Annotated in this window: 24 protein-coding genes and 1 riboswitch; of the genes, 11 read left to right on the top strand and 13 right to left on the bottom strand. The window is 62.4% G+C overall.

The window, feature by feature from the left end; translation table 11 throughout:
• Positions 1-5 precede the first annotated feature (5 nt).
• Positions 6-485 (top strand): nucleoside deaminase, encoded by a 480-nt coding sequence (locus ABIE52_RS18580; protein WP_042451947.1) that lies wholly within the window; start codon positions 6-8, stop codon positions 483-485.
• Positions 486-543: 58 nt separating this feature from the next.
• Here the strand turns inward: ABIE52_RS18580 and fadD5 are convergent, their stop codons facing one another.
• The 3 genes from fadD5 to ABIE52_RS18565 all read right to left on the bottom strand — a co-directional run bounded on the left by fadD5 (position 544) and on the right by ABIE52_RS18565 (position 3,994).
• Positions 544-2,133, bottom strand: coding sequence for a fatty-acid--CoA ligase FadD5 (gene fadD5, locus ABIE52_RS18575; RefSeq protein ID WP_042451945.1), 1,590 nt, complete (start codon positions 2,131-2,133; stop codon positions 544-546).
• Positions 2,134-2,228: 95 nt separating this feature from the next.
• The gene (locus ABIE52_RS18570; RefSeq protein ID WP_042451942.1) at positions 2,229-3,008 is read right to left on the bottom strand and encodes an enoyl-CoA hydratase; all 780 of its coding nucleotides are present in this window, start codon (positions 3,006-3,008) and stop codon (positions 2,229-2,231) included.
• Positions 3,005-3,994, bottom strand: a complete 990-nt coding sequence (locus tag ABIE52_RS18565; protein WP_019746804.1) for an NAD(P)H-dependent flavin oxidoreductase — start codon at positions 3,992-3,994, stop codon at positions 3,005-3,007. The genes ABIE52_RS18570 and ABIE52_RS18565 overlap by 4 nt, the downstream gene beginning before the upstream one ends.
• A gap of 339 nt (positions 3,995-4,333) precedes the next feature.
• Between ABIE52_RS18565 and ABIE52_RS18560 the strand changes: the two genes are divergently transcribed.
• Positions 4,334-5,557 (top strand): TetR/AcrR family transcriptional regulator, encoded by a 1,224-nt coding sequence (locus ABIE52_RS18560; protein ID WP_039972781.1) that lies wholly within the window; start codon positions 4,334-4,336, stop codon positions 5,555-5,557.
• Positions 5,558-5,655: 98 nt separating this feature from the next.
• Positions 5,656-6,090 carry an OsmC family protein gene (locus tag ABIE52_RS18555; RefSeq protein ID WP_003945839.1) on the top strand — a complete coding sequence of 145 codons (435 nt, stop codon included), beginning with the start codon at positions 5,656-5,658 and terminating at the stop codon, positions 6,088-6,090.
• Here ABIE52_RS18555 and ABIE52_RS18550 read toward each other — a convergent pair.
• Together ABIE52_RS18550 and ABIE52_RS18545 are read right to left on the bottom strand one after the other, a co-directional pair.
• Entirely contained in the window at positions 6,065-6,547 is a 483-nt protein-coding gene (locus ABIE52_RS18550) for a hypothetical protein (RefSeq protein ID WP_042451938.1), read from the bottom strand. The two genes, ABIE52_RS18555 and ABIE52_RS18550, sit on opposite strands and share 26 nt — an antisense overlap.
• Positions 6,544-7,059 (bottom strand): DUF4352 domain-containing protein, encoded by a 516-nt coding sequence (locus ABIE52_RS18545; protein WP_003945701.1) that lies wholly within the window; start codon positions 7,057-7,059, stop codon positions 6,544-6,546. Before ABIE52_RS18545 ends, ABIE52_RS18550 begins: the two co-directional genes overlap by 4 nt.
• A gap of 24 nt (positions 7,060-7,083) precedes the next feature.
• Between ABIE52_RS18545 and ABIE52_RS18540 the strand changes: the two genes are divergently transcribed.
• The 3 genes from ABIE52_RS18540 (at position 7,084) to ABIE52_RS18530 (ending at position 9,863) form a co-directional block, all read left to right on the top strand.
• On the top strand, positions 7,084-8,439 hold the full coding sequence (locus ABIE52_RS18540; protein WP_042451936.1) for a sensor histidine kinase: 1,356 nt from the start codon (positions 7,084-7,086) through the stop codon (positions 8,437-8,439).
• Between the two features lie 76 nt (positions 8,440-8,515).
• Positions 8,516-9,142 carry a response regulator gene (locus ABIE52_RS18535; RefSeq protein WP_502944850.1) on the top strand — a complete coding sequence of 209 codons (627 nt, stop codon included), beginning with the start codon at positions 8,516-8,518 and terminating at the stop codon, positions 9,140-9,142.
• A 91-nt stretch (positions 9,143-9,233) separates the two neighbouring features.
• Complete coding sequence (locus ABIE52_RS18530) at positions 9,234-9,863, top strand: DsbA family oxidoreductase (RefSeq protein ID WP_228232432.1); 630 nt, start codon at positions 9,234-9,236, stop codon at positions 9,861-9,863.
• Here ABIE52_RS18530 and ABIE52_RS18525 read toward each other — a convergent pair.
• Both ABIE52_RS18525 and ABIE52_RS18520 read right to left on the bottom strand, forming a co-directional pair.
• A complete protein-coding gene (locus tag ABIE52_RS18525; protein ID WP_020968367.1) occupies positions 9,842-11,110 on the bottom strand; it encodes a GAF domain-containing protein in 1,269 nt (422 codons plus the stop codon). The two genes, ABIE52_RS18530 and ABIE52_RS18525, sit on opposite strands and share 22 nt — an antisense overlap.
• Positions 11,111-11,187: 77 nt before the next feature.
• Positions 11,188-11,967, bottom strand: a complete 780-nt coding sequence (locus ABIE52_RS18520) for an acetoin reductase (RefSeq protein WP_042451932.1) — start codon at positions 11,965-11,967, stop codon at positions 11,188-11,190.
• A 219-nt stretch (positions 11,968-12,186) separates the two neighbouring features.
• Between ABIE52_RS18520 and ABIE52_RS18515 the strand changes: the two genes are divergently transcribed.
• Both ABIE52_RS18515 and ABIE52_RS18510 read left to right on the top strand, forming a co-directional pair.
• Complete coding sequence (locus ABIE52_RS18515) at positions 12,187-13,332, top strand: hypothetical protein (RefSeq protein ID WP_042451931.1); 1,146 nt, start codon at positions 12,187-12,189, stop codon at positions 13,330-13,332.
• Positions 13,333-13,472: 140 nt separating this feature from the next.
• The gene (locus ABIE52_RS18510; protein WP_007726929.1) at positions 13,473-15,308 is read left to right on the top strand and encodes a flavin-containing monooxygenase; all 1,836 of its coding nucleotides are present in this window, start codon (positions 13,473-13,475) and stop codon (positions 15,306-15,308) included.
• A 59-nt stretch (positions 15,309-15,367) separates the two neighbouring features.
• Here the strand turns inward: ABIE52_RS18510 and ABIE52_RS18505 are convergent, their stop codons facing one another.
• The 3 genes from ABIE52_RS18505 to mhuD form a co-directional block, all read right to left on the bottom strand.
• Entirely contained in the window at positions 15,368-16,144 is a 777-nt protein-coding gene (locus tag ABIE52_RS18505) for a CbtA family protein (protein WP_192711836.1), read from the bottom strand.
• The gene (locus ABIE52_RS18500) at positions 16,135-16,329 is read right to left on the bottom strand and encodes a CbtB domain-containing protein (protein WP_003945915.1); all 195 of its coding nucleotides are present in this window, start codon (positions 16,327-16,329) and stop codon (positions 16,135-16,137) included. The genes ABIE52_RS18505 and ABIE52_RS18500 overlap by 10 nt, the downstream gene beginning before the upstream one ends.
• A 25-nt stretch (positions 16,330-16,354) precedes the next feature.
• Positions 16,355-16,493, bottom strand: a riboswitch (cobalamin riboswitch).
• An 88-nt stretch (positions 16,494-16,581) separates the two neighbouring features.
• Complete coding sequence (gene mhuD, locus ABIE52_RS18495; protein WP_007726927.1) at positions 16,582-16,890, bottom strand: mycobilin-forming heme oxygenase MhuD; 309 nt, start codon at positions 16,888-16,890, stop codon at positions 16,582-16,584.
• Between the two features lie 45 nt (positions 16,891-16,935).
• Here mhuD and ABIE52_RS18490 point away from each other — a divergent pair, with 45 nt between their 5' ends.
• Positions 16,936-17,673, top strand: coding sequence for an alpha/beta fold hydrolase (locus tag ABIE52_RS18490; RefSeq protein ID WP_007726925.1), 738 nt, complete (start codon positions 16,936-16,938; stop codon positions 17,671-17,673).
• On the opposite strand, the gene ABIE52_RS18485 is transcribed toward ABIE52_RS18490, so the two are convergent.
• The gene (locus ABIE52_RS18485) at positions 17,658-18,083 is read right to left on the bottom strand and encodes an HIT family protein (protein ID WP_161121413.1); all 426 of its coding nucleotides are present in this window, start codon (positions 18,081-18,083) and stop codon (positions 17,658-17,660) included. The genes ABIE52_RS18490 and ABIE52_RS18485 overlap by 16 nt on opposite strands.
• Positions 18,084-18,122: 39 nt before the next feature.
• Complete coding sequence (locus tag ABIE52_RS18480; RefSeq protein WP_192711837.1) at positions 18,123-20,810, bottom strand: helix-turn-helix transcriptional regulator; 2,688 nt, start codon at positions 20,808-20,810, stop codon at positions 18,123-18,125.
• A 227-nt stretch (positions 20,811-21,037) separates the two neighbouring features.
• Between ABIE52_RS18480 and ABIE52_RS18475 the strand changes: the two genes are divergently transcribed.
• Positions 21,038-21,949, top strand: coding sequence for a hypothetical protein (locus tag ABIE52_RS18475; RefSeq protein WP_192711838.1), 912 nt, complete (start codon positions 21,038-21,040; stop codon positions 21,947-21,949).
• A gap of 59 nt (positions 21,950-22,008) precedes the next feature.
• Positions 22,009-23,034: a hypothetical protein gene (locus ABIE52_RS18470; protein WP_354541516.1), complete on the top strand. Its 1,026-nt coding sequence runs from the start codon at positions 22,009-22,011 to the stop codon at positions 23,032-23,034.
• On the opposite strand, the gene ABIE52_RS18465 is transcribed toward ABIE52_RS18470, so the two are convergent.
• Entirely contained in the window at positions 23,031-23,912 is an 882-nt protein-coding gene (locus ABIE52_RS18465; RefSeq protein ID WP_007726916.1) for an iron-sulfur binding domain-containing protein, read from the bottom strand. The genes ABIE52_RS18470 and ABIE52_RS18465 overlap by 4 nt on opposite strands.
• Positions 23,913-23,987: the final 75 nt, after the last annotated feature.

The following is a 23,987-nucleotide window of genomic DNA, read 5'->3' as shown; positions in this document are numbered from 1 at the left end:
TACACATGAACGACATCGAACTGGGTCACCTGCGTCGTTGCGTCGAATTGGCAACGGAAGCATTGGATGCGGGCGACGAACCTTTCGGTTCCGTCCTGGCAGCGGCCGACGGAACATTTCTGGCGGAAGATCGAAACCGGATCGCGGGCGGCGACAACACTCGCCACCCCGAGTTCGAGCTGGCTCGGTGGGCGGCCCAGTATCTGACGCCGGACGAGCGTTCGACGGCAACGGTGTTCACCTCGGGAGAGCACTGCGCGATGTGTTCGGCCGCGCACGCGTGGGTGGGCCTCGGACGGATCGTCTACATCTGCTCTTCGGCCCAACTCGGCGACTGGCTCGCGGAGTGGGGTGTGTCCCCGGCGCCGGTGAAGTCTCTGTCCGTCAACGAGGTTGCGCCGAACGTCCCGGTCGAAGGCCCGGTGCCGGAGTTGGTTCCGCTGGTGCGAGAACTGCATCGGAAGTTGCATTCGCAGAGGGCTTGACGGGCACACACAAACCGGGCGGCACCTCGCTGGAGGTGCCGCCCGTTTGCGTGTGAAGTCAGGAAACTGCGTCGACCGCTCGAACCTTCTCTCGCAGTTCACCCTTGACGACCTTGCCGCTTGCATTGCGCGGCAGTGCTTCCACGACGACGATGTCCTTCGGGTGCTTGTAGCGCGCGAGACGATCGTTGAGGAAGCTGCTCAGCTCCTCGATGGTCAGGTCCACGGCTGAACCTGGCGCCATCGCGACGATCGCTACCGGCACCTCGCCCCACTTGGTGTCGGGGCGACCGACGACGGCCGCTTCGACGATCAATTCGTGTTCGTAGAGAACGTTTTCCACCTCCGCGCAGTAGATGTTCTCTCCGCCGGAGATGATCATGTCCTTCTTGCGATCCACGACGTAGACGAAGCCTTCGTCGTCGACTCGAACGAGATCGCCGGAGTGGAACCATCCACCGTGGAAGGCGTCAGCGGTGGCGGTGGGGTTGTTCCAGTATTCGCTCATCATCGTGGGCCCGCGGTAGACGATTTCACCGATTTCACCGGGCGCCACGTCGTCCATGTTCTCGTCGACGACCCTGGCCGAGATGGTCGGGATGACCCGACCGACGGATCCGAGCTTACGAATCGCATCCTCGCCGTCGAGAACGCAAGTGATGGGCGACATCTCGGTCTGACCGAAGACCGCGACATTGAATGCGTCCGGGAAGGTTTCGGCCATTGCCCGCAGGATCGTATCGGACGACGGTGCGGCGCCCCACGAGATGTTCTTCAGCGACAGTGCTCGAGGTTGCGCCTTCTGTACGGCGCACACGGCCTGCCATTGCACGGGCACGAGGAACAAGCTGGTGACCTTCTCGGCTTCCAGGATGTCGAGTAGTTGACCCGGGTCGAATGCGCCGACCGGATGGATCACCGTGGTCGTGCCGAGTTGCAGGCTCGGCGCTATGGAACCGAGGGCTGCGATGTGGAACATGGGCGACGCGCAGAAGCCGATGGAATCGGCATTGAACAGGTGGAAGGCCCTGATACAGGTCAATGCTTGCGAAGACAGGTTGGAGTGGGAGAGCACCGAGCCCTTGGGGCGACCGGTGGTTCCCGAGGTGTACATGATGAGTGCAGGAGTGTCGTCCGGGATGTCGACGAACGCGTGCGACTCGCCCTCTTCGCTGATCAAGTCCTCGTAATTCAGGCTGTCACCCTCGGCGGGGGCGCCTACGGTGATGGAGATGTCGATACCCTCGGACGCGGCTCGCGCAGCTCCGGCCAACGGAGCCAACGGTCCTTCGGCGACAATGACTTTGGAGCCGGAGTCGTTTACCAGATAAGCGACCTCGGGTGGTGTCAGACGGAAGTTCACCGGAACAGCGATGGCGCCCAGTGCGTTGGTCGCGAGCACGACCTCGAGGTATTCGGGGCGGTTGAGCATCAGGATGAGCACGCGGTCGCCGAAGCTGACGCCGCGTCGGGCAAGAGCGTCCGCCAGCTTCTCGACGCGTGCGTCGAGGGTGCTCCAGGTGATGGAATCGCCCAGGAATCGCAGTGCGGTGCGATCGGGAATCATCTGCGCATGCCTGGCGATCTGATTGTTCCAGTTGGTGCGGCGTGAACGCTGCGCCTCGGAGACTGCATCGGTGGAGGCCATCGATGGGTTCCTCTCATGCGTGGGTGATTGTGTGACTCAGGCTACAGTGAGCCGTCGATTCGTACAGTGGTTTTGTTAACGAAAATTCGCAGTGATTACTTGAAGTGGGGCGCGCGTTTCTGCAGCATCGCCATCGCGCCTTCTTTGAAGTCCTCGCCAGTGAGAAGTTCTGCCTGACCGGTATTTTCGAGCTCCAGCGCATCATCGAGGCGGTCCAGTGTCGCCGCATTGAGTGCGCGCTTGGTGAGTTCGAGGGCGCGTCGGGGAGCCTTCGACGTGCGATCGACCACGGAGTCGACGAGTGCGTCGAACGCGTCGTCGGCGACGGTGCGGGACACGAGCCCGAACCGCTCTGCGTCCTCGGCGGAAACTCGCTCGCCCAGCAATGCCATCTCGGCCGCTCGGGCGCGTCCGATCGCTGCCGGTACCAACGCACTGGCGCCGCCGTCGGGCATCAGACCGATGTTGACGAAGGAGAGGAGGAAATAGGCGCTCGATGCGGCGTACGTCAGGTCCGCGGCTAAAGCGATGGACACTCCGACGCCGGCGGCCGGACCGTTGACCGCGGCGATCACCGGGACCGGGGCGCTGGTGATGGCGCGAATCAGCGACGTCGCCGCATCCATGACGACTTTCGGGTCTGCGGGGTTGACGGCCGCTGCGGCGAGGTCGGCGCCGGTGCAGAACGCTCGACCGGATCCGGTGATGACGATGGTGCGAACGGCCGGGTCTGCGCCGCCGTCGTGGACGGCAGCTGCGAAAGCAGTCATCGTGGGCAGATCGATCGCGTTCATCCGCTTCGGGCGGTCGAAGGTCAATCGCAGTACACCGTCGGTGATTTCGGAGCGAAAGCCCGTCTCGGCGGTGGCGGTCATGCCGCGCTCACAGCGGTGACGAATCCGGAAAGCCGTGAAGTGATGAGGTGTTCGGCCTCCGAGACCATGCGGTCGATCATGTCTGCGACGGTCGGGATGTCGTTGATCAATCCTTGGCTCTGTCCGGCGGACCAGATGCCTGCATCGAGGTCGCCGTCCTCGAAGACCTTGCGTCCGCGGGCTCCGGCTACCAGATGCTGAATGTCGCTGAACTGCGCGTCGCCACGTGCTTCGATGTCGACGACCTCGGCACTGATCGCATTCGCGGCTACGCGCGCGGTGTTGTGAAGGGTCCGGAAGATCAGCTTGGTGTCGCGTTCGGTGTTTGCGACAATCTGCTCTTTAACCGATTGTGCGACAGGGGATTCCACGGTACACATGAAGCGAGTTCCCATGTTGACGCCGTCTGCTCCGAGCGCAAGCGCCGCGACGAGTCCACGTGAATCTGCGATTCCGCCTGAAGCGATCACCGGAATCGTGAGTTGCTGCGTGGCCGCCGGAATCAGAATGAGCCCTGGTATGTCGTCCTCGCCTGGGTGCCCGGCGCATTCGAAGCCGTCGATGCTGACGGCGTCGACGCCCAGTCTCTCGGCTTTGACCGCATGTCGAACTGCAGTGCACTTGTGGATAACCTTCACGCCCGCGTCCTTGAAATGCGGAAGATGATCGATCGGATTGGAACCGGCGGTTTCGACGATCTTGATCCCGGATTCGATGATCGCCTGACGGTATTCGGCGTACGGCGGCGGCGTGATCGACGGCAGAATAGTGAGATTGACGCCGAAAGGCTTGTCGGTGAGATCGCGGGTTCGAGCAATTTCCTTGACGAGGTCTTCCGGTGTGGGTTGAGTGAGGCCCGTCAAGAACCCGAGGGCGCCGGAATTTGCCGTGGCCGCAACAAGTTCTGCCCGTCCCACCCACATCATGCCCCCTTGCACGATGGGATGGTCAACGCCGAACATTTCGGTGAAGCGAGTGCGAATCATCTGCTCACAACTACTTTCTTACGGTCGGTCATTCGGCATCGAACCCTCTTGCGGGCGAAGAAAACTTCACGCCGCAGGGAACGAGCCCGCCAGCGGACTACGTGCGAGGTTGTGCGAATCGTCACTAACATAACACCGCTGAGAGAGCGGGTGTCAAGACTCTTTTTCCGGAATCCGTCCGCCGCTACAACTGCGTTGTAGGGTTTCGGGTGAAGCAGTACCGGGCGCGAATTGCGACCTTCGCGACGGTTAACATGATCCGTTCGGACTCGCGCCCGTGGAAGTGCGGTGCAGCGGACGAAGGCAGTGCAAGAGAAAGCAACGGAAGTGGAGGGTCAGGTGCCCGGACAGACACGCGTCTCCGTGCGTGGCGGCGACCCTGCACCACGGACGCGTCCGAAGAATCGGAAGGCGCAAATCGCGGCCGCTGCTGCGGAAGCATTCAGCGAACGTGGCTACCACGCGGTGGGCATCGACGAGATCGCAGCGAAGGTCGGAATTTCCGGTCCGGCCCTCTATCGTCATTTCCCCACGAAATACGCCCTGTTCGTCTACACCGTGAACAACCTGACGCAGGCGTTGTTGGATGCCAGCGATCCAGCTGTGCACGGAAACGAAAATCCACGCGAGCAGTTGAACTCCACGATGGTGGGTGTCATCCGCGCGACGATCGAGAATCGGCGCCGGGGAGGGCTCTACCGATGGGAGGGCAGGTATCTGGTCGACGAGGATCGTGAGCAATTGCGGGTGGGAATGCGCACGCTCAATCTTCGGATCGCCGAGCCGCTGGCAGCGGTTCGTCCGGAACTCGACCCGGCGGATGTAGAACTCATCGCGCCCGCCGTGCTCAGTGTGATCGCCAGTATCACCGGTCATCGATCCGCGTTGTCCGCCAAGCAGATCGAAGCGCTGATTCTTGCGGCATGCTGGTCCGTCATCGGCGTCGAATTGCCCGCTGCCGAGGAGGACGGCGCGAGGGCAGGGGCGTCCGAACGCAAAACAGGCCTCGTACGGACGTCGAAACGCGAAGTGCTGCTTCAGGAAGCAGTGTTGCTGTTCTATCAGCGCGGCTACCACGACGTGAGCATCGAGGAGATCGGTGCCGCGGCGGGTATCAACGCGTCGAGTGTGTATCGGCACTTCGCGAGCAAGGCCGACCTTCTTGCTGCGGCCTTCCACCGTGCGTCCGATCGTCTGACTATGACGTTGGGCTCGGCGTTGGCTGAGTCGGAGACTCCTCTCGCGGCCGTCGAGACGTTGGCGAAGATGTACGTCGAGGTTTCGTTCGGAACCAGCGAACTGTTGGCCGTGTACTTTGCCGAGATCGGCAGCTTGCCGGATCGATCACGGACCGAGTTGCGCAACATTCAGCGTTTGAACGTCGAGGAGTGGGCGCACTTGTGTGTCGAGGCGCGTCCGGAGTTGACGATCGTCCAAGCGCGGTTCCTCGTTCACGCGGCGCTCGGACTGGTCTTCGACATCGGCCGAATCGTGCACTTTTCCTCGGAGAACTCCGCGCAGGCCCGCGTCGAGAAACTGCTGTCCGCGACGCTCCTCGGGTAGTCCCGCCCGAAACAGTAGGTGTGACTTCACGTATCGCGGGTAGGTTCGTGATCGCAAGGCGTTCACCGAATCATGTGAAGACGGAAGTAGGGACAGCAATGCCAACTCGTACCGCACGCACCGCCTGGAACGGCACCCTCGAGGCCGGATCGGGACAGGTGGAACTCACCAGCTCGGGCGTCGCCACCTTCGACGTGTCGTTCCCCAAGCGCGCAGCTGAGGAGGCCGGCGGAACCACCAGCCCCGAGGAACTCATCGCCGCGGCGCATTCGTCCTGCTATGCGATGCAATTGTCGGCCCTGATCGCCGAGGCCGGCGGGACCCCCCAGAGCCTCGACATCACCGCGGACGTGTCACTCGGCCCCGACACGGTCGGATTCAAGCTCACCGGAATCAAGCTCACCGTTCGCGCCGAGGTCGACGGCCTCGACGCCGACGGTTTTGCCAAGGTTGCCCAGGCGGCCAAGGAAACCTGCCCGATCAGCAAGGCACTGACCGGCGTCGACATCACGTTGGATGCGGCCCTGGACTGATCATCTCGCGCTCGGGCGCCCCCTCCGGCGCCCGAGTGCGGTGGTGTGTGACGACCAGGTAGCTCGCGAACAGGATCGGGAGCACCCACAGGTCCGAGGGATCGCGATAGACCAGGATCGGCAAGAGATCTCCGCGGAATCCTCCTGCGGTCAGGCGGAGAAACCCGATCACCCACTCGTATGCGTCGCCGATCGGCGGTATCACCTTCACGGCGGCGAAGCCGATCCCCGTGACTACGATGGACCAGGCGATCGCTGCTCGCCCCACCAGACTTCGCCTGAGCACCTCGAGAACCGAGAGCAGAAGCATGGGAAGCAGGAACACACCGGCGACGTCGGACAGCTTGCCCGTCATCGTGTTCCCGAATGCCCCTTTGAGTACGTGGTCGTTGATCAAGATGACGGCCACCGAGACCAGTGCCCACGGATTCAGCAGCAGATCGCCCGGACGATTCACGACAGGTTGATCGTTGCCGAGCCGGACGAGAACAGATCGCACTTGAACTGAAGGCGCAGACCGGTGGCGGCTTCGGGGACCTCGTACGCCAATTCGCCTCGCTTGGCAGCGCCCGGCGCGAGTTCTCCGTCGACACTCGACGTGCTGCTGTCGGTGAACGTGATGTTGTACGACTTGTTTGCCGAGTCCTGCAGTTCGAAGCACATCATCGACGAGACCGTCGACGGCTTGTCACTGTTGTTGGTGACCTCGGTGTCGACCACGACGTAACGGTTTCCGGGATCAGCGGTGATGAACTGATTGGTCGAGACGTAGGGATCGACGACGCCGTGTACCTGGACGCGCCAGTCGCCCAGTTCGACGACGTCACCGATTCCGAAGGCGGCCGCAGGTGCGGCGGAAGAACCGTTGTCGTCGACCTTCTTCGCTTCGTCGGTCTCGCCCGAGGCGATGGTTGCGAACAGGGCTGCGCCGACGGCGAGGAGGGCGAGGGGAGTGCGGAGTGATCGCATGATGTGCGCCTTTCGAGAGTTGGTATGGCACAAGTCAACGATGTGAGGACTGCTCACCGCTTCGGTCGAAAGATCGGTCCGCCTCATCCTTTCGGTCGGAGCCTGGCGGTTCGTCCACCCGTTCGGCTGATTCGAGGCGTCGGTGGCGGTGGATACGCTTGCTCGGTGATCACCACCAAAGGAACCGCTGTGCGACGACGCGTATGGACTACCGCCGCTGTCGCGTTCAGCCTTTTCTGTTCCTTCATGACGGTGGGCATCGCAAGCGCGTCGGGAAATATGCCACCGGTATTGGTCGGTATCGGGTTCGTCCTGGGCGTGGCCGGTGGGATATCGCTTGTGTGGCGCCATCAGTATCCCTGGGTGGTTCTGGCGATCACGCTGGTCGGCCCGTTGTTCTTCCCCACCGATGCGACGGCGGCGCTCATCGCATTGTTCGCCGTTGCTCGGATCGCGCGTGGGCCTCGGCTTGCTGCCGCTGCGGCAGCTGTCTTCGTCGCGTGCGGAATTTCGTTGACCTACGACGCTTTTCGCAATCGTGAGTACTCCGTTCTCACGATTGGAACGATGAAACCCAAGGACGGTTCGGCGGTTGTTCAATACGACGTCGCCATCTGGATCCCGTGGCTCGTCGCAGCCGTCATGGTCGGCATCGTCGTGGCGCTCTCGCTCCTGATTCGGACCAGAACCGAACTCGTCGAGGCCGAACACGTACGGGATCTTGCCACCGAGAAAACAGACGTGATGCGCGACGAGATGATTCGCACCGAGGAACGAACGCGGATCGCGCGCGACATGCACGACACGATCGCGGCCAGTCTGAGCCGGATTTCGTTGTTCGCCGGTGGGTTACAGGTCAGCGCGGCAGACAATCCCGAGAAGGTGGTCAACACCGCTGCGATGATCAGAACCACCGCGCACGAGGCTTTGGACGAATTGAAGGGAATCGTCGGAGTGCTCAGGGGAAGCGGTGATCGCCGCGAACACGGCGGGCACCAGGGGATCGACGCGATCGGCGATCTGGTCAACGGTGCACGCGCCGCGGGCATTCACTGCCGTCTCGAATCGGAGTTGCTCCCGGGTGATGTCGGAATGCTGGCGGGCCACGTCTGTTATCGCGTCGTTCAGGAATCGTTGACCAACGTCCAGAAGTACGCGAGCGACCAGATGCTCGTCATTTCGGTGACCGGGTCGCCGCACGACGGAATTCGTATCCTCGCACGCAACAAGCTGAGCGAGCTTGCACCCATGACGTCGATCGGTTCACGGTCCGGCCTACGCGGGTTGGCCGAACAGGCAAGAGAGATCGGCGGCAAGGTGGAGGCAGGCGCGCTGGGGGACGATTTCCTCGTCAGTTGCTGGGTGCCCTGGTCGTCGTAACCCTCCCACCCTCCGACTGTCGGGGGCTCTGGGTAATCTGAGCGCACTATGGACGCTGACTCCGCGCATCACAGTTTTGATCGTCGACAACGACGCCTGGGTTCGGCGCGGAATGAAAGACATCCTGGAAGCAGCGCCGGACATCGTGGTGGTTGCCGAGGCCGAGGACGGCGATCAGGTCGCAGCCAAGGTCACTCGTTTTCGTCCGCACGTGGTGCTGATGGATCTGAAGATGGCACGGGTCGGCGGCTTGGAGGCCACGCGTGAATTGATGACCATGAGCAATCCGCCGAAGGTCATTGCGATGACCGCCTTCGACGTCGACGACATGGTCGTGCAAGCGGTCGAGGCGGGCGCGCACAGTTTCCTGAGCAAGGACGCGGCCCCACAGGCGTTCCAGCAGGCAGTACGGGTGGTGGCGTCGGACCACTCGTTGTTCAGCTCCGATTCTCTACGTGCCATCGTGGCCTCGGCGCCGCGTCGGCAAGCACCCGACCTGACTCCCCTCGCTTCGCTCACCGAGCGTGAGCGCGAAGTGCTGACAATCCTGGCGACAGGCGCGGCCAACAGCGTCATCGCGGAGCGGCTGTACCTCGGTGAGACCACCGTCAAGACGCATATCTCCTCGTTGTTCGCCAAGCTCGGTGTGCCCAACCGGGTGAGTGCGTCGTTGATCGCGTTCCGGTGTGGTCTGGTCACGTGATTCTGTGACCTCGTGACGTGAGCCGGGACTAATCCCGGCCCTGTTCGTTGTTGCACCTTCGGTGACTGATCAAATCGTGATTGACCAAGACGTGACCATCGAAGTGTGGTCTGACGTCGCTTGTCCGTGGTGCTACATCGGAAAGACCAGGTTCCTTTCGGCTCTGGATCGTTTCGAGAACAAGGACCGCGTCAACGTCATCTGGCGCTCGTACCAGCTCGCTCCGGAGACCCCGGTGGGAGAGGGACGAACCGAACTCGACGCCTTGGTCGAGATGAAGGGGATGGCGCCTGAACAGGTACGTCAGATGTTCGCCCACGTCAGCGCGACGGCAGCCGAGGTCGGCTTGACCTTGGACTTCGACACCGTGATCGCCGCCAACACCTTTGATGCGCACAGGTTGCTGCATCTCGCGGGTGAGCGGCAGAACGAACTCCTCGAAGCGCTGTTCAAAGCGCACTTCAGCGACGGCAAGGTGATCGACGACCGTGAGGTGCTGGTCGAGCTGGCCGTGAGCGTCGGCCTCGACGCCGACGTCGTGCGCGAGCAACTGGGCTCCGATGCCGCAGCCGAGGCTGTTCGCGAAGATCTGTCCATGGCCCGCCAACTGCAGGTCAGCGGCGTTCCGTTCTTCGTCGCCAACCGTGCGGTCGCAGTATCCGGCGCTCAACCCGAAGAGGTGTTTCTGCAGTTGCTTACTCAGGCCTCCGAACCGGCCTGAGTAAGGCGAGCGGCACGAACTGCCGGGGCGTTCGAGAACGGCAACAGATGTGCACCGTCGTCGGGGCAGGAAAGCGTGACGTGCGCTGCATCGACGAACCGGTACGGCTGCGCTGCAACAACTCCGGCAAGGTTCTTGCGCAGACGCGACATCTCGGCCCGCGCGGTCACCGTGCGGGCCGGGTCACCGAAAAGATCCTGCGCCAACCGCGATGCGGTCAGTCCACGCCTCTCGGATCCGAGGAGAAACAGAATCTCCGCATGCCGCTGGGTCGGGGAGTAGGCCCATTCGCCCAACCCCGACGTGACGGTCACCGACATGTTCTCGGAATCGCGCAGATCGATATGCACCGTGGGCGCACTGATTTTCTCGCCGGTGGCGATCGGCCGGACCACCCACCCGCCGGGAAGTGGATCCAGTTCGCACAGACCCAAAGCGGGGAACCACGTCCTGCCGGGAGCCAGAGCCGCGGGGAGCAGCACGCGCGAGCGATGAGGTAGCGCATCGACCGCCGCTACCCAGCCATGAGTATCGATCACCAATGCCGGTGATCCGCTACGTGCAAGCATCGGCCCTGCAACAGAACGCAATTGATCGAGATTGTCCCGATGCTTGTCGCGTAGGTGTGATTGCGCGAGGCGTGCGACGGCGTCGACCAGAGCGAGTGTGGTGGGGTGGACGGTCTTGGCGGGACCACTGATGTCGACGACGCCGATGACACGGTCGTCCCGCGGATCGCGGATGGGTGCCCCCGCGCAGGTCCACGGATGATGGCTGCGCGCATAGTGTTCCGCCGAGAAGATCTGAACCGCCTGTCGTGACACCAATGCCGTTCCGATGGCGTTGGTGCCGACGCTGTCCTCGGCCCAGTTCGCACCCTCGACAAATCCCAGACGCGCAGCTTGGTCCAGTACTCGATGGGACCCGCTGCGCCACAGAACAGTTCCGCGAAGATCTGCGACGACCATGATGTTCTCACCGCTCGCGGTAACCGATTCGAGTCCACGCGTCACGTCGTCGAGCACGTCGTACAGTCCGGACTCACGACGACGGAGATCGAGTTCGGCGACGTCCATGGACGGTTCGACCCGGTTGTGTTCGGGGTCGATACCTAACTCGCGCAGGCGTTGCCACGATTGGCGGACCACGTCCCTGGGGCGGGCCGGTGCGCGGTCTCCGGCCATCGTCGCGTCGTACACCGCGGCGAGGGTCCTCGCGTAGTCGCGAGGATCCTCACCGGGCGGCATCGCGGGCTCGGGCAACCGCTTTTTCAGCGAAGACACCGCTTTCAGTGAAGACACCGCTTTCAGTGAAGACACCGCGGTCAGCGGTAGACGAGGCCGCCGTCGATGAGACCGGCCTGACCGGTCATGTAGTCGGAATCGGGCCCGGCAAGGTACGAGACGAAACCGGCGACATCGTCGGGGGTTTCAGCTCGACCCAGCGCAATTCCGCCGACGAACTTCTCGTACGTGGCGCCCTCTGGTGCACCGGTCAATTCGGCGAACCTCTTGTCGATCGTCACCCACATGTCGGTGCCCACGACGCCGGGGCAGTACGCGTTGACGGTGATTCCGTCGGACGCGTATTCCTTGGCTGCAGCCTGAGTGAGGGCCCTGACCGCGAATTTTGTTGCGCTGTAAACACCTAACATGGCGAACCCGTCGTGGCCGGCGATGGATGACGCGTTGATGATCTTTCCGCGCTGACCCAGAGCTTGGAACTTTGCTGCTGCAGCTTGAATTCCCCACAGGACGCCGTCGACGTTGACGCTCCAGATCTTGGAGACCTCTTCCGGCGTCGCGTCGGAGATCGGGCCGACGAGAGCGATTCCCGCGTTGTTGACGATGACGTCGAATCCGCTCAACTCACTGTGCGCGTGTTCGACTGCGGCGTGAACCTGCGCGCGATCGCTGACATCGGCGACAAACGTCGTTGCACGACGGCCGATCCGTCTGATCTCGTCGGCAACCGCATCCAGCTTGGTCTGGTCGAGGTCGACCAACGCGATGTCGGCGCCGTCGTGGGCGAGGCGGAGAGCGATTCCGCGTCCGATGCCTTGGCCGGCGCCGGTGACCAGTACTACCTTGCCCGTGATGCTCATGCAGATCTCCTCGTAAGCAGTGAACCAGTCGGTTGTGAACCGGTGAGTGATTTGTATGTGACGGCGACCACAATGCGGAAGGGTTGCACCGTGTTGCAATTCCGCAGAATGGGGCAGCGGTTGCAACCCTCGGCAACCCTCCCGATGTCCCGCGCGACGGCTCCATAGTTGCGCAACCACTTCGCGAATCATCTTGCGAGACAATCTGGGAGAGGGAACATGACCGCTACAGTCGACACACCCACGGAACCGGCCACGCCGAGCCGACAACCGTCACGCCGCTGGATCGGGTTCGGGATCGCGAACCTCGTGATCGTTCTCGTGCTGGCGGTTGCGAGTTGGTACCTGCTCGCCGATCCGACCACCAGTCCCTGGAGTTTCTATCCTCTGCCGTTCAACGCGGCGCTTTTCTGGGCAATCCTTTTTGTGGTGTTCATCGGCTTCAATTGCGAGTTCGCCGGCTTCGACCGACTCCCGCAGCCGGCGAAAGGCCTGGCGATCATGGTCGCAACCGCGGTCTTCGCCGTCGTGGTGACGTGGCTCCTGGCAAACGGCTTGGGGAGTTTGTACCCGGATTTCGCGGCCGATCGTGAGGGCGGCCTCGGATATTTCGCGGGTGCGCTGTTCGTGCTCTTCGGCTTCGGGACCTGGGTGATGGTGGTCCTGAACTGGCAGCATTGGCCGTGGACTTCCCTGGGGATGAAGCAGCCGTTGGTGGGTTTGTGTGAGATCGCGTTTGTCGCCGTTCCGACGCTGGCGCTGTACTTCGTGTTCGGTCTGCCGTCCGTGTCGCTGTCCGCCACGGATCCGTTGATGACCGTCGACACCGTACTCGGGTGGTTCTACTGCGTCGTGGTGGTCGTGATCCTGACTGGCCAGACGCTCGACAACTGGCCGTGGCGACTGTTCGGCGGCGGCGGTAAGACGGCGCTCGCAGCCACGATCGGTAACTTCGCCGTCGGAACCGGCTTGTACTTCGTGGCGCTTCCAGTGGTGAAGGCACTTTTGGGAAGCGATGCCGTTGCCGAGTTGGGCGGTGTGGTCCATCAGTTCCCGGCGCAGCTCGGTGTGTGCTGGGCATTCTGGATGATCTTCTGGGCCAACGCCTTCGGTAACAAACCCACGGGCTTTGCGGACGGGGTCAACCTGGCGATCCGCGCGCTGCTCACGTTTGTGCTCGCGGTGGTCACATTCTTGTTCTATTACCGCTTTGCAGCAGAGCACATTCTTCACGAGCCGGCAGTTGTCGACGGATTGCACGGCAATGCACTGGGTTTCGTGGACTGGGCCGTGTTGTGGACGCTGTTCTACGTCGTGGGATTTCAGTCGCTGGGACTCGGCAGATTCAAGCCTGCTGAGGGGTGAGTCGGTTGCCCGCACCTCGGTGCGGGTAACCGGTATCGGACGCCGGCACCGCGTCCACTGATTGCAACAGACTGCAACGCTTGTGACCGGGGCCACTTATGGGATGTGCTGTGTGTCACATTCACAAACAAGGAGAAGTGATGACGCAAACCATCGATTCCGCAGTCACCCCCGAGGTGAAGTTGACGGCGGTGACACCTCAGGAGCGCGTCGACGCCTGGCTGGCGGATTTCGAGTCGGCCCTCGCGGCTCGTGACATCGAGCGTGTGGCAGGCAAATTCGCACTCGACAGCTTCTGGCGAGACCTGGTGTCGTTCACCTGGAACATCAAGACCGTCGAGGGTCGCGAGCAGATCGCCGACATGCTCTCCGCGCGACTCGACGACACCGATCCTTCGGGATTTCGGACGACCGAGACACCCGACGAGGCCGACGGCGTTACGTCAGCCTGGATCGAGTTCGAGACTGCAACCGGTCGCGCGCACGGGCACCTTCGTTTGAAGGGAGATGAAGGTTGGACCCTGCTGACGTCGCTGCAGGAGTTGAAGGGACACGAAGAAGGCAAGGGCACTCGTCGTCCGCGCGGCGCCAAGCATGGGGCAGACCCGAACCGCATCACGTGGGCCGAGCAGAAGGAGATCGAAGACCGCGAACTCGGTTACACCACACAGCCTTACGTCGTGATCGTCGGCGGCGGCCAGGGCGGCATCGCGCTCGGCGCCCGGATGCGCCAACTCGGAGTTCCGGCCATCGTGATCGACAGCCACGAGCGGCCGGGCGACCAGTGGCGTGGACGCTACAAGTCCCTGTGCCTGCACGATCCGGTTTGGTACGACCACCTGCCATACATGCCGTTCCCCGACAACTGGCCGGTGTTCGCGCCCAAGGACAAGATCGGCGACTGGCTCGAGATGTACACCAAGGTCATGGAGGTTCCGTACTGGAGTTCCACGACCTGCACCTCTGCGTCGTTCGACGAGAAGACCCAGGAATGGACCGTCGAGGTCAACCGCAACGGCGAGAAGCTGACGTTGCGTCCCAAGCAGTTGGTGATGGCGACGGGTATGTCCGGCAAGGCCAACGTTCCGACGTTCCCCGGGCAGGACAAGTTCCTCGGCGATCAGCACCACTCGAGTAAGCACCCCGGCCCGGATCAGTACGTGGGCAAGAAGGTCGTCGTGATCGGGGCCAATAACTCCTCGCACGACATCTGCGGCGCACTGTGGGAGAACGGCATCGACGTCACGATGGTGCAGCGCAGCTCGACGCACATCGTGAAGTCGGATTCGCTGATGGATTTGGGCTTGGGCGATCTGTACTCGGAGCGAGCACTGGCCGCCGGCATGACGACACACAAGGCGGACCTCACGTTCGGTTCGCTGCCGTACCGGATCATGCACGAGTTCCAGATCCCGGTGTACGACGCAATCCGTGAGCGCGACAAGGATTTCTACGATCGCCTCGAGAAGGCGGGCTTCGAGCACGACTGGGGCGACGACGGTTCGGGCCTGTTCATGAAGTACCTACGCCGTGGCTCGGGCTACTACATCGATGTCGGCGCTGCCGAACTGGTTGCCAATGGAGACATCAAGCTCGCGCACGGCAATGTTCGTGAGCTGACCGAGAACAGCGTGATTCTCGAAGACGGTACGGAATTGCCTGCCGACGTGGTGGTCTACGCGACCGGCTACGGCTCGATGAACGGCTGGGTGGCGGATCTGATCGGTCAGGACACCGCCGACAAGGTCGGCAAGGTGTGGGGCCTGGGGTCGAACACCACCAAGGATCCGGGACCGTGGGAAGGCGAGCAGCGCAACATGTGGAAGCCGACGCAGCAGGAAGCGCTGTGGTTCCACGGAGGCAATCTGCACCAGTCGCGCCACTACTCGCTGTACTTGGCGTTGCAATTGAAGGCGCGTTACGAGGGCATCCCGACGCCGGTGTACGGACTGCAGGAAGTGCATCATCTGAGCTGAAATGGAACTGCTGTGCGCCCTTATTAACCGCCCGCGGTTAATAAAGGCGCACAGCAGGTTCAGCGAAGGGCGTACTTCTTTGCTACTTCGGTGTTCTTGGTTGCGCGCTCGGTAAGGAAGGCGAATGCCAACCCGAGTACGAGCCAGAGCGTCGCCTGCGTAGCGAGCGAGGAAAGTCGGAACTCCCACAGCAGAGTTGCCGGGAAGTCCTCGCCCACCTCGTTGATGCCGGGAAGCGAGACGTAACCGATCGCGACGATCACCAGGAACGCAGCCACCGGAGCAGCGATGCGCACGCTGAGGAACTCGTGCCCGGAAACTGCCTTTGCCGCCGCTGCTGCCGCGGTGACGGACAGCAGCCCGAGAATCACGGCGGCCAGCCACAGCAGTGTGCGCTGGTTGATGGTGTCGGGATCTCCGACGGCCGGCGGATTGGCCGGGTACTTGAAAAAGGGGACAGCCTCGATAGCCAGCCAACCACCGACGGCGATGGTGATCGCCAACAAAGGCCCGGACATTCCGGTGAGTCGTCGAGCGTAATTGGCAACGACCGAGAAGATCGCCCCGAGTGCCAGTCCGGCAAGCGCCGTGGCCAGGAACAGCCCGGCGCGCTGCCCGTCGCGGCTCACCAGTGGTTCTTCTTCGTCACCGTGCGAATGCCCAGCGGCTTCGCCGGAAACCTCACCGGTGGCGCTGTTGGCTTCTTCGATCGCAATGGCAGCGTTGACGTGCGGTTCACCCAGCACGAATGCAACTCCGCCGGCAAGGATGCCTGCGATCAGACCAGCCAACAAACCACGAATGAGAAGCTTCGTGAAATTGTCGGCTAGTGGCACGGCAGGCCCATCAAGTGTCGACCGTCGTGCATCAATTCATGCATGTACATGCCGGTGCGAGAGATAGCGCCCTGGTCGAATCCGACCAGGTAGAGAGCCAGCATCGCGAACAGAACTACTGCAGCGGCGAGGAAAGCAAGACGAGTCGAATCGATCGACGTATCGGGAGAATAGGCGAGAGCCATCGAAGCCTCCTGGGATTTTCGCGTCCCCTAGGTCCATGCGATGGCCGAAGTGTCTGGCTGTCGAAATTGTCGTGCCGAAAAAGGCACTTCACCTCGAATTACAGTGGCGCGACCGCTCCGGGCTTTCACCGGATTCCTGTCGGACCATCGCGTTTACATGCGAACTTTTGCACTACAGCCCGCACCGTGTCAACGCGTGAAGCCGAGATGACCGTCGATTGTGCCCGCCAAGGCAGGCACAATCGCTCGAGATCAGCTCTTTGCGGCGACGTCCAGGACAACTTCGAATTCGAGCAACGACGCACCCGAAGCGACGGGCTTCGCGCGCTCGCCGGAATGGGCTTCACGGGCGGGGCCGTCACGCCAATCGGCGAACGCCTGCTCGGACTCCCACTGAGTCACCACGAAGTAGCGGCTCTCACCGGCGGTGGGGCGGAGGAGTTGGAATCCGAGAAAGCCCGGGGAGTTCTCGACTGCGTGAGCGCGTGCTGCGAAGCGCTTCTCCAGTTCGGGGCCGGCGCCCTCGGGGACCTCGATTGCATTGATCTTCACGACTGCCATGCAAGCGACATTACCCGCGCACCTTCACCGCGTACCGTGACACTCGTGTTGCATGACGAAGGTGGAACGGGACAACCGATTCTGTTGTTGCACGGCCTCATGGGCAGCTCCCGAACGTGGCGACGCCATGTGCCGTGGATCCGCGAGTTCGGCCACGTCTACACCTTCGACGCTGCCGGTCACGGCAGGCCGGCGCCAGCGGCACTGACTACCGAGGCATTCGTCGAGGACCTGACATCGGCGGTTGCGTCCATCGAGGAGCCGATGATCGTGATCGGTCATTCGATGGGGGCTCTGCATGCGTGGTGCTTCGCCGCCGCGCATCCCGAAAAGGTTTGTGCGCTGGTCCTCGAAGACATGGCCCCGGACTTTCGTGGACGCACCGCTGCGGACTGGGCGCAGATGATCTCGGCGTGGCCGCAGCCGTTTGCTTCCGAGGAGGCGATGAAGGAATTCTTCGGCCCCGTCGCCGGCCAGTACTTTCTCGACTCTTTCGACCGCCGCGACGACGGGTGGTACCTGCACGGCGACGTGTCGACCTTCCGCGACATCTCGGAGGAGTGGGGCACGAGGCATTTCTGGGATCAGTGGAAGGCGATCGAGGTGCCGACCTTGCTGATCGAGGGAGAGTTCACCATCACCCCTGAGGGACAGATGCGAGAGATGGCCGAGAGGCCGGGAACTCGGTACGTACGTATTGCCGATGCAGGCCACCTGGTCCACGACGATCAACCGCAGCGCTATCGCGAAGTGGTGACGGAATTCCTTCACACGGTGAGCTGACTTCGGATCGACGCGCCCACCTGCTCCAGCTCGACGGCTCGCCTGGCCAGGAGTCCGGCAGCGAACTTCGCCTTGTCGCCGCGATGGCGGGGGACGACGTGCAGGTGCGAGTGGAACACGGTTTGGCCCGCGGCACGCCCGTCGTTGACGAGAAAGTTGACTCCGTCAGCGGCGACGTCGCAGCGGCGTAGAGCTCCGGCGATGAGCGTGCCGACGCGGAACATCTCTGCGCCTTCGTGACTTTCGAGAGCATCGAGGTTCTCTGCGTGACGCTTGGGGACCACCAGGGTGTGTCCGCGACTCACCGGCCGTGCATCGAGGAATGCGAGAGTTGTCTCGCTCTCGTGAACGAGAATCGCCGGCTCGGTCAGCGCGACGATCTTGCAGAAGACGCAGGAATCGGTGCTCATGCCTACAGAATGTAGTCCGAAATCAGATCCGACCCCGGACTACAGCAAGCGCAGTTGGCGTGCCCTCGTGATCGCTTCGTTTCGATTGTGTACGTCGAGCTTCTTGTAGAGAGTGCGCAGTTGAGTCTTGACGGTGTTGACGGACACGTACAGTTTGTCGGCCATCGCAGCCGACCCCATGCCGAGCGCCAGGAGTGAGAGGACTTTCTGCTCGCGTTCGGTCAACTCCACGATATGTACGAATTCCGGAAATGATTCCGCAGGCGACCTTTTCGAGAACTCGGCGAGTGCACGCGATTTCGTTTCGGCCATCGATTCGAGTTTCTCGACGTCCGCCGATGCGATGGTCGCGAACGAACGTAGAAGTCCGGTCTGATCCGCGATGCTGCACGCTCTGGACCACTCCTGAGAGGCGAGGCGTGGCTCACCCAGCTCGGAGTGTGCAACCGCTTGCACCAGAAGCGATTCCATCTGTGCCCGCGGATAGGATACGCCAGACCAGTCGAACTGGTGACACAGCGCCACCGCGGCCTCGTTCTGGCCGATCCGCTGACGTAAACGCGCCACCGACGTGAGCGTCCACGGATTGGCGGCAGGATCGATGATCTCCTTGGCCAGTGCTACGGCATTGTTCCCCTGTCCGAGAGCGAGCAAGAGATCGATCTCTGCGGATTGCAACAGAGGAAGCGCGAAAGATGTAGCCGTGTACTGCTTGGAATGTGCTTCGATCGCATTGTGGAGCAACAGTAGTGCCGCAGTGTGGTCGCCGGAGGTCAAGGCGAATTGGCAATGCGCATAGACGACGAATGCCCACAATTCCTCGGTGTCGGACGGAAGACCGAGTTCGGTCAATGCGAGACGTGCGTCGTCGAAGTCGAGTGTGTCGAGAGCAGTGAGCGCCCGTGCTGTCAGGCCGGCGATCTTGACCACAGGTTCGAGCCAACCGCCGGGGTCCGGATGCTTCTGTTCGAGTTCGGACCAGTGTGTGGCCTGCCGCGGCTCACCAGCCAGCGCCCAATTCAGGGCGGCACTTCCCGCAGAGTTACGAGCGATGAAGTCGACTCCATGAGACAGGGCGCCGTGGTACGCCATTCGAGCCTTGATCGTGGATTCTGTGAACCTGCCGCTCAATTGAAAATTGATCGCCCATTGAAGTCGCATGAGAGGGAGCTGTGCGCTGACCGCTTCCGGGTTGTTCTCCAGCGCACTGCGACTGAGATGAGACAGGCGCCTGGTGGTTTCTGCTGCGAGCCCGTACTCGCCTGCCATCCTGAGCATGATCGATTGAACGCAGGCAATGCTCAAGGCGTCCTTCGCGCCGGCTTCAGCGCCGAGAGCCCACAGTTCTGCCGGCGATTCGGGTAGCAAGTCGACTACCGTCGAGCGCTCGCTCGGATGCATCGTGAACAGTGCGCGCCCCGCCTCCACGGCAGAGTGTTTGTCCGCAGCTTCCGCCGGAATCCGTTGGAGAGCAGAGCGAACCGAGTCCAGATTGTGGACGATCATCGTCACCCAGTGTTGCTCGACGATGTCTACTGCCAGGGTCCAGTTCTGTGCCTCGACCGCGTAGTCCAGCGCCGACGCGTGATGACCGTGGTCGAGTCGGTTGTGTGCGAGGAACGAAAGACGTTGCGCCGGATCGACTCCAGCGCGCTTTTGGTGCGCGAGTATCGATCGACGAATGGCGGGAGGCAGCTCCCAGGTTTCTTCGGCTTCGGTCTCGACCCGTGACAACAACCCGGCTGTCTCCAGTATCGCCAGGCGCACGCGAATCTGATGAACGGTCTCGCCATCCTCAGGGTGTTGGGACTCGAACAGCATGGCGGCGATGTCGACGGTGATCGATCGCGCAAAGGCCGTCGCGAGCAGGAACTCGAGTTGTTCCACATGATCAGCGGTCATGAGAACGGATTTGTTCACGTAGTCGTCGATCGCCTGCGCGATGTTCTTCCTGATCATCTGCTCGCGGTTGCGGCTACCCGATGTCTGGACGGCGGAAACGGCGACACGAACCAGCGCTGGCAGCCCACCTGTCAGGGATGTGATTTGTTCGGCATCACCGTCAGTCGTGTGTACGTCAGCTTGTGCGAGCAAATGGGCGGTATCGGCTCTCGTGAACAACAGCTCACTCGCGCTTATCACCTCGTGGTCGGTGTCGAGCAGGTACGGCTCGGAGAACATGCCGAAGCCCGAGAGCGTGACCACGAGGTCCAGGTTGTGACAGAGGGCGAGGAGTTCGATCAACTGATCGTCCAACTCTGGTTCCGATATCAGATCCGGCCTGATCAGCACGAGCAGCACGGGGCGGCTGAGGGCGTTCAGGGATTTGGCGACAGCGGTGAAAGGATCGGCGAGATCGTCGACGTCGGGCAGTGCGATTCCGGCAGCGTGGATTCGATCGAGGACAACGGCCCAGAAATCTTCGAGTGTCGACGAGGGCCGTGGGGCCGAGACCCAGACGAGTATTCGTTCGGATGCCAAATGGGCGCGCAGCCACGATGCGATCAACGACGATTTCCCGTGGCCGTTCGGTGCACGGACGATGGTCAGCGCGGCACGTCGGTCAAGTTTGTCGAAGAGCGCTTGCCGGGGAATCGACGTCGCGAGGGTGCGCCTTTCGGGAATAGCTGCCCAGTCGTGGCCGTCCATCCCGAACATCAACGCGGACCCTTTCTGCTTTCGCGCCCCGCAATGATTGAAGAGTTTGGGCGGATTGTCTCGATCCATCTATCTACAGGGAGGAGCGTAGCTGGTGCGAATCCAGAGCGTGCCATCCCGGGCAATTCACCCGGGAATTCACCCCGGCTGAGAGAAGTTCACCCACACAATCACGCCGTCACCATTGGCTTTCGAGTCCCTCGAGCGACTTCTATTGAACGTAGCTCGGGATTCGCCAAATGTGGCCGCGAGCGCCTGTCGGAGGCCCGAGAGAGTCAGACATCGAAAGGAGCGTCGTGAGAACTCGTCTGTCAGAGGTGCGGTCGAAGGCCGTTGTCGTCGGACTCCGGCCGAGAGCGTGGCGCCGAGGAGTGCGAGGTATCGGCATAGTTGTCGTGACCGGAGCTCTGGTGGTCGGCGCTGCTGCGCTCGGCTTGCTGCCGATGCAGTCGGATGTTCGATTGGCGGCCGAGGGAGAGTTCGTGCCTCCCTTCACCGTCGAGCTGACGGCGATTGACGGTGCACCGCCCTTCGATCCCGCTGACGGTCCAGGGCTCGATTCGGGACCGTCCAACGGCATTGTCCGAGAGGGTGATCCGGTGACGTATGTCATCGACATCGGTGTCCGGGGCAACCCGCTCGCCGACGTGGTCGTGCAACTTCCGGTGCCTCGAGGTTTCGTTCTGCCGTCCGTGCCTGACTACTGCGAAGACGGCTCGGGTGTCGACGAGGTCGGATTACATTGCCTGATAGGCAATCTGGACGCGGACCGGTACTTCACCCGAACGGCGACGATGACTGCGGGAAAGCGGGAAGACGCCGACGGTCTACCGATCGCTGCACTGGTCACCGCAGATCGGGGGGCGGTTCGCGTGCGGTCGGGCGATGTCACGGTGCGGGTGGCGACCACCCCGGGAGTGTGTGATCCGTACGGGATTTCTGTTGGTGGTCAGAGAAGCCAGTGGGCTGCTGTCTCGGCAGATGGACGAATCTCAGGTCTGGTGACATCGGGCATCTCGGAGGCGGTGGTGATCGACGGCGTCGATCAATGCGGGCACGCGACAGCGCGGACGGTGAAACCGTTCGAGGGTCACTTCTCGTTTGTCGGACTGCTACCGGGGACGTATCGCGTCACGGTCGACGGCCGAGCGCCGGTGGATGTGGTGCTGGAACCAGGTGCAATGGCGGTCGGTGGCCTGACGTTCTGATACTGCTTCGCAGGAATGGCAACACTCGTAACAGTCAGTAGCAGTCAATGGAGGATCCAGTGCGTGAAAGCCTGGGCGTTGTATTCGAAAATCAGTCAATTTCAACAGCTCTCGTAGATGCGGACACACCCCTTCTGGGCTCGATCGACGAGTTCCGTCACCCCTGGGGTGCAGACGGGACTGTTCCCTCTCCGCAAGCGTCGGCGCGCGCACTCGCCTCCGCGGCCGAGGTCGCCACCGGTCGAGCCCTGCGCTCGAATCTGTGCCCCACCGTCATCGGAGTGATGTGCGAGCGTGCGGACGTGCGCGAACATGTCTCGGATTCGTTGTCCTCCAGTCCTTTCGAGAACATCGAGTTGGTCAACGGTCTCGACGCACGGCTTGCCTACCTGCGGACGGTCGACGCTCTCATTGGTGTTTCGCCGATTCTCGCGTTCTGGCCGGACGGCAGTGAGACCGTGATCGCGGCCGTCGACCCGAGAGCAGGCGTCGTGGACTCGGCGCATCGTTACGACACGGCCGAGTTGCTTGCGGACAGCTCGACATTTGCTGCGACATTGGACCTCCTCGTCGCCGAACGAGACCCTGTGCCCAAGATGCTCGTCGCGATGCTCGTGAAGGAAGACTCTCGGCAGCCGTCCGCGGAAGCCGCTGAACTGGCAGGTCTCGGCTTCCTGTTTCTCGGCGAGCGGACCCAACTGGCGATAGGGGCTGCGCTGGTAGCGGCCGATCGCGGAAGCGAAGTTCGGTCCGGTGGCGGCATGGCTGTCCGGCCCGTCAACAGGGTCCGGTGGGCGGCGGCAATAGTACTGCCGCTTCTACTCATGTTGACGGGGTTGCTGATCGCGCTGTCCCCAGACGGGTCGCGCGCGGTGTCCACGGATAGCCCGAACATCGGCGCCGAGTCGGCGACCTCCACCAGCGGGCCCCCGCCCGGCGCTGCCCTACAGATTCCGACACTTGCGCCTTGCGATCCAGTGGTGCCTGCCGTTCCTGCAGTACTTCGGCGTTCTGATCCGGAAGTCGCACCGCTCCAGACCGACGAACCCACAGCCGAAGAATGCACCCCGCTGCGAGTCGGCTAAGCCGTACCCTCTCCGGCCAGCGCAAACAGGCCGTCGTCGGTCTGCTCGACCAGTCCGTCGACCAGCAGTGAATGCAACGCACGGTCACGCTGACCCGGATCGGCCGGCCAGACGATGTCGAGTTGCGCGCGCTCGACCGGACGGTGACTCTCGCGAAGAACGGCCATCAATTTTCCACGAACCTGGCGATCTGTGCCCGCGAACTTCTGCACCTTCTTGGGTGGTCCGGTGTGTGCCGGTTTGCCCGAAGCGACCCACGCGCAGTTCGGCAAAGGGCAGTTCTCGCAGTTCGGGTTCCGCGCCGTGCAGATCAGTGCACCGAGTTCCATGAGAGCGGCGCTGTAGGTGGCGGCGCGCGCACGCGTCCTCGGCAGCAGCGCCGCGACGTCGGCGAGGTCTCGCGTGTTGGACGGGTTCCCGGGTTCCGCATTGCCGTGGACGGCTCGCGCAACTACGCGTCGTACGTTGGTGTCCACCACAGGCACTCGCTGTCCGTAGGCGAAACACGCGACGGCGCGGGCGGTGTACGAACCGATTCCCGGTAGCGAGAGCAAGGTATCGACGTCTTCCGGGACCACGTCACCGTGCTCGGCAGCCAGGACGCCCGCGCATTCGTGTAACCGCAGCGCGCGTCGTGGATAACCGAGTTTGCCCCACGCGCGAAGCACCTCTGCCTGGCTCGACGCTGCCATCGCCGACGGTACCGGCCAGCGCTCGACCCACTCTTCCCAGATTGGCGCAACGCGCACCACCGGCGTCTGCTGGAGCATGATCTCGCTCATCAGGATCTGCCAGGCACTGACGCCCTCGCGTCGCCACGGCAGGTCGCGAGCCGTCTCGGAGTACCACTTCAGCAGCACCGAAGATTCCACTGCCACTGCTACCGACACACTCCTCGAACCTGTGCTCCTGGTCGACGAAGGACACGTCGACTTGTGGACGCCACTTTATCG

It is taken from the genome of Rhodococcus sp. OAS809, assembly GCF_040546695.1.
GTDB classification, from domain to species: Bacteria; Actinomycetota; Actinomycetes; order Mycobacteriales; family Mycobacteriaceae; genus Rhodococcus_F; species Rhodococcus_F qingshengii.
This window is presented reverse-complemented; position numbering and strand designations above follow the sequence as displayed.

What these genes read in the sequence shown, in the direction of transcription:
- ABIE52_RS18580 (WP_042451947.1), top strand. Translation starts at nt 6, where the DNA reads ATGAACGACATCGAACTGGGTCACCTGCGTCGTTGCGTCGAATTGGCA.
- fadD5 (WP_042451945.1), bottom strand. Translation starts at nt 2,133, where the DNA reads ATGGCCTCCACCGATGCAGTCTCCGAGGCGCAGCGTTCACGCCGCACC.
- ABIE52_RS18570 (WP_042451942.1), bottom strand. Translation starts at nt 3,008, where the DNA reads ATGACCGCCACCGCCGAGACGGGCTTTCGCTCCGAAATCACCGACGGT.
- ABIE52_RS18565 (WP_019746804.1), bottom strand. Translation starts at nt 3,994, where the DNA reads ATGATTCGCACTCGCTTCACCGAAATGTTCGGCGTTGACCATCCCATC.
- ABIE52_RS18555 (WP_003945839.1), top strand. Translation starts at nt 5,656, where the DNA reads ATGCCAACTCGTACCGCACGCACCGCCTGGAACGGCACCCTCGAGGCC.
- ABIE52_RS18545 (WP_003945701.1), bottom strand. Translation starts at nt 7,059, where the DNA reads ATGCGATCACTCCGCACTCCCCTCGCCCTCCTCGCCGTCGGCGCAGCC.
- ABIE52_RS18540 (WP_042451936.1), top strand. Translation starts at nt 7,084, where the DNA reads ATGGCACAAGTCAACGATGTGAGGACTGCTCACCGCTTCGGTCGAAAG.
- ABIE52_RS18525 (WP_020968367.1), bottom strand. Translation starts at nt 11,110, where the DNA reads ATGCCGCCCGGTGAGGATCCTCGCGACTACGCGAGGACCCTCGCCGCG.
- ABIE52_RS18520 (WP_042451932.1), bottom strand. Translation starts at nt 11,967, where the DNA reads ATGAGCATCACGGGCAAGGTAGTACTGGTCACCGGCGCCGGCCAAGGC.
- ABIE52_RS18515 (WP_042451931.1), top strand. Translation starts at nt 12,187, where the DNA reads ATGACCGCTACAGTCGACACACCCACGGAACCGGCCACGCCGAGCCGA.
- ABIE52_RS18510 (WP_007726929.1), top strand. Translation starts at nt 13,473, where the DNA reads ATGACGCAAACCATCGATTCCGCAGTCACCCCCGAGGTGAAGTTGACG.
- ABIE52_RS18500 (WP_003945915.1), bottom strand. Translation starts at nt 16,329, where the DNA reads ATGGCTCTCGCCTATTCTCCCGATACGTCGATCGATTCGACTCGTCTT.
- mhuD (WP_007726927.1), bottom strand. Translation starts at nt 16,890, where the DNA reads ATGGCAGTCGTGAAGATCAATGCAATCGAGGTCCCCGAGGGCGCCGGC.
- ABIE52_RS18485 (WP_161121413.1), bottom strand. Translation starts at nt 18,083, where the DNA reads ATGAGCACCGATTCCTGCGTCTTCTGCAAGATCGTCGCGCTGACCGAG.
- ABIE52_RS18480 (WP_192711837.1), bottom strand. Translation starts at nt 20,810, where the DNA reads ATGGATCGAGACAATCCGCCCAAACTCTTCAATCATTGCGGGGCGCGA.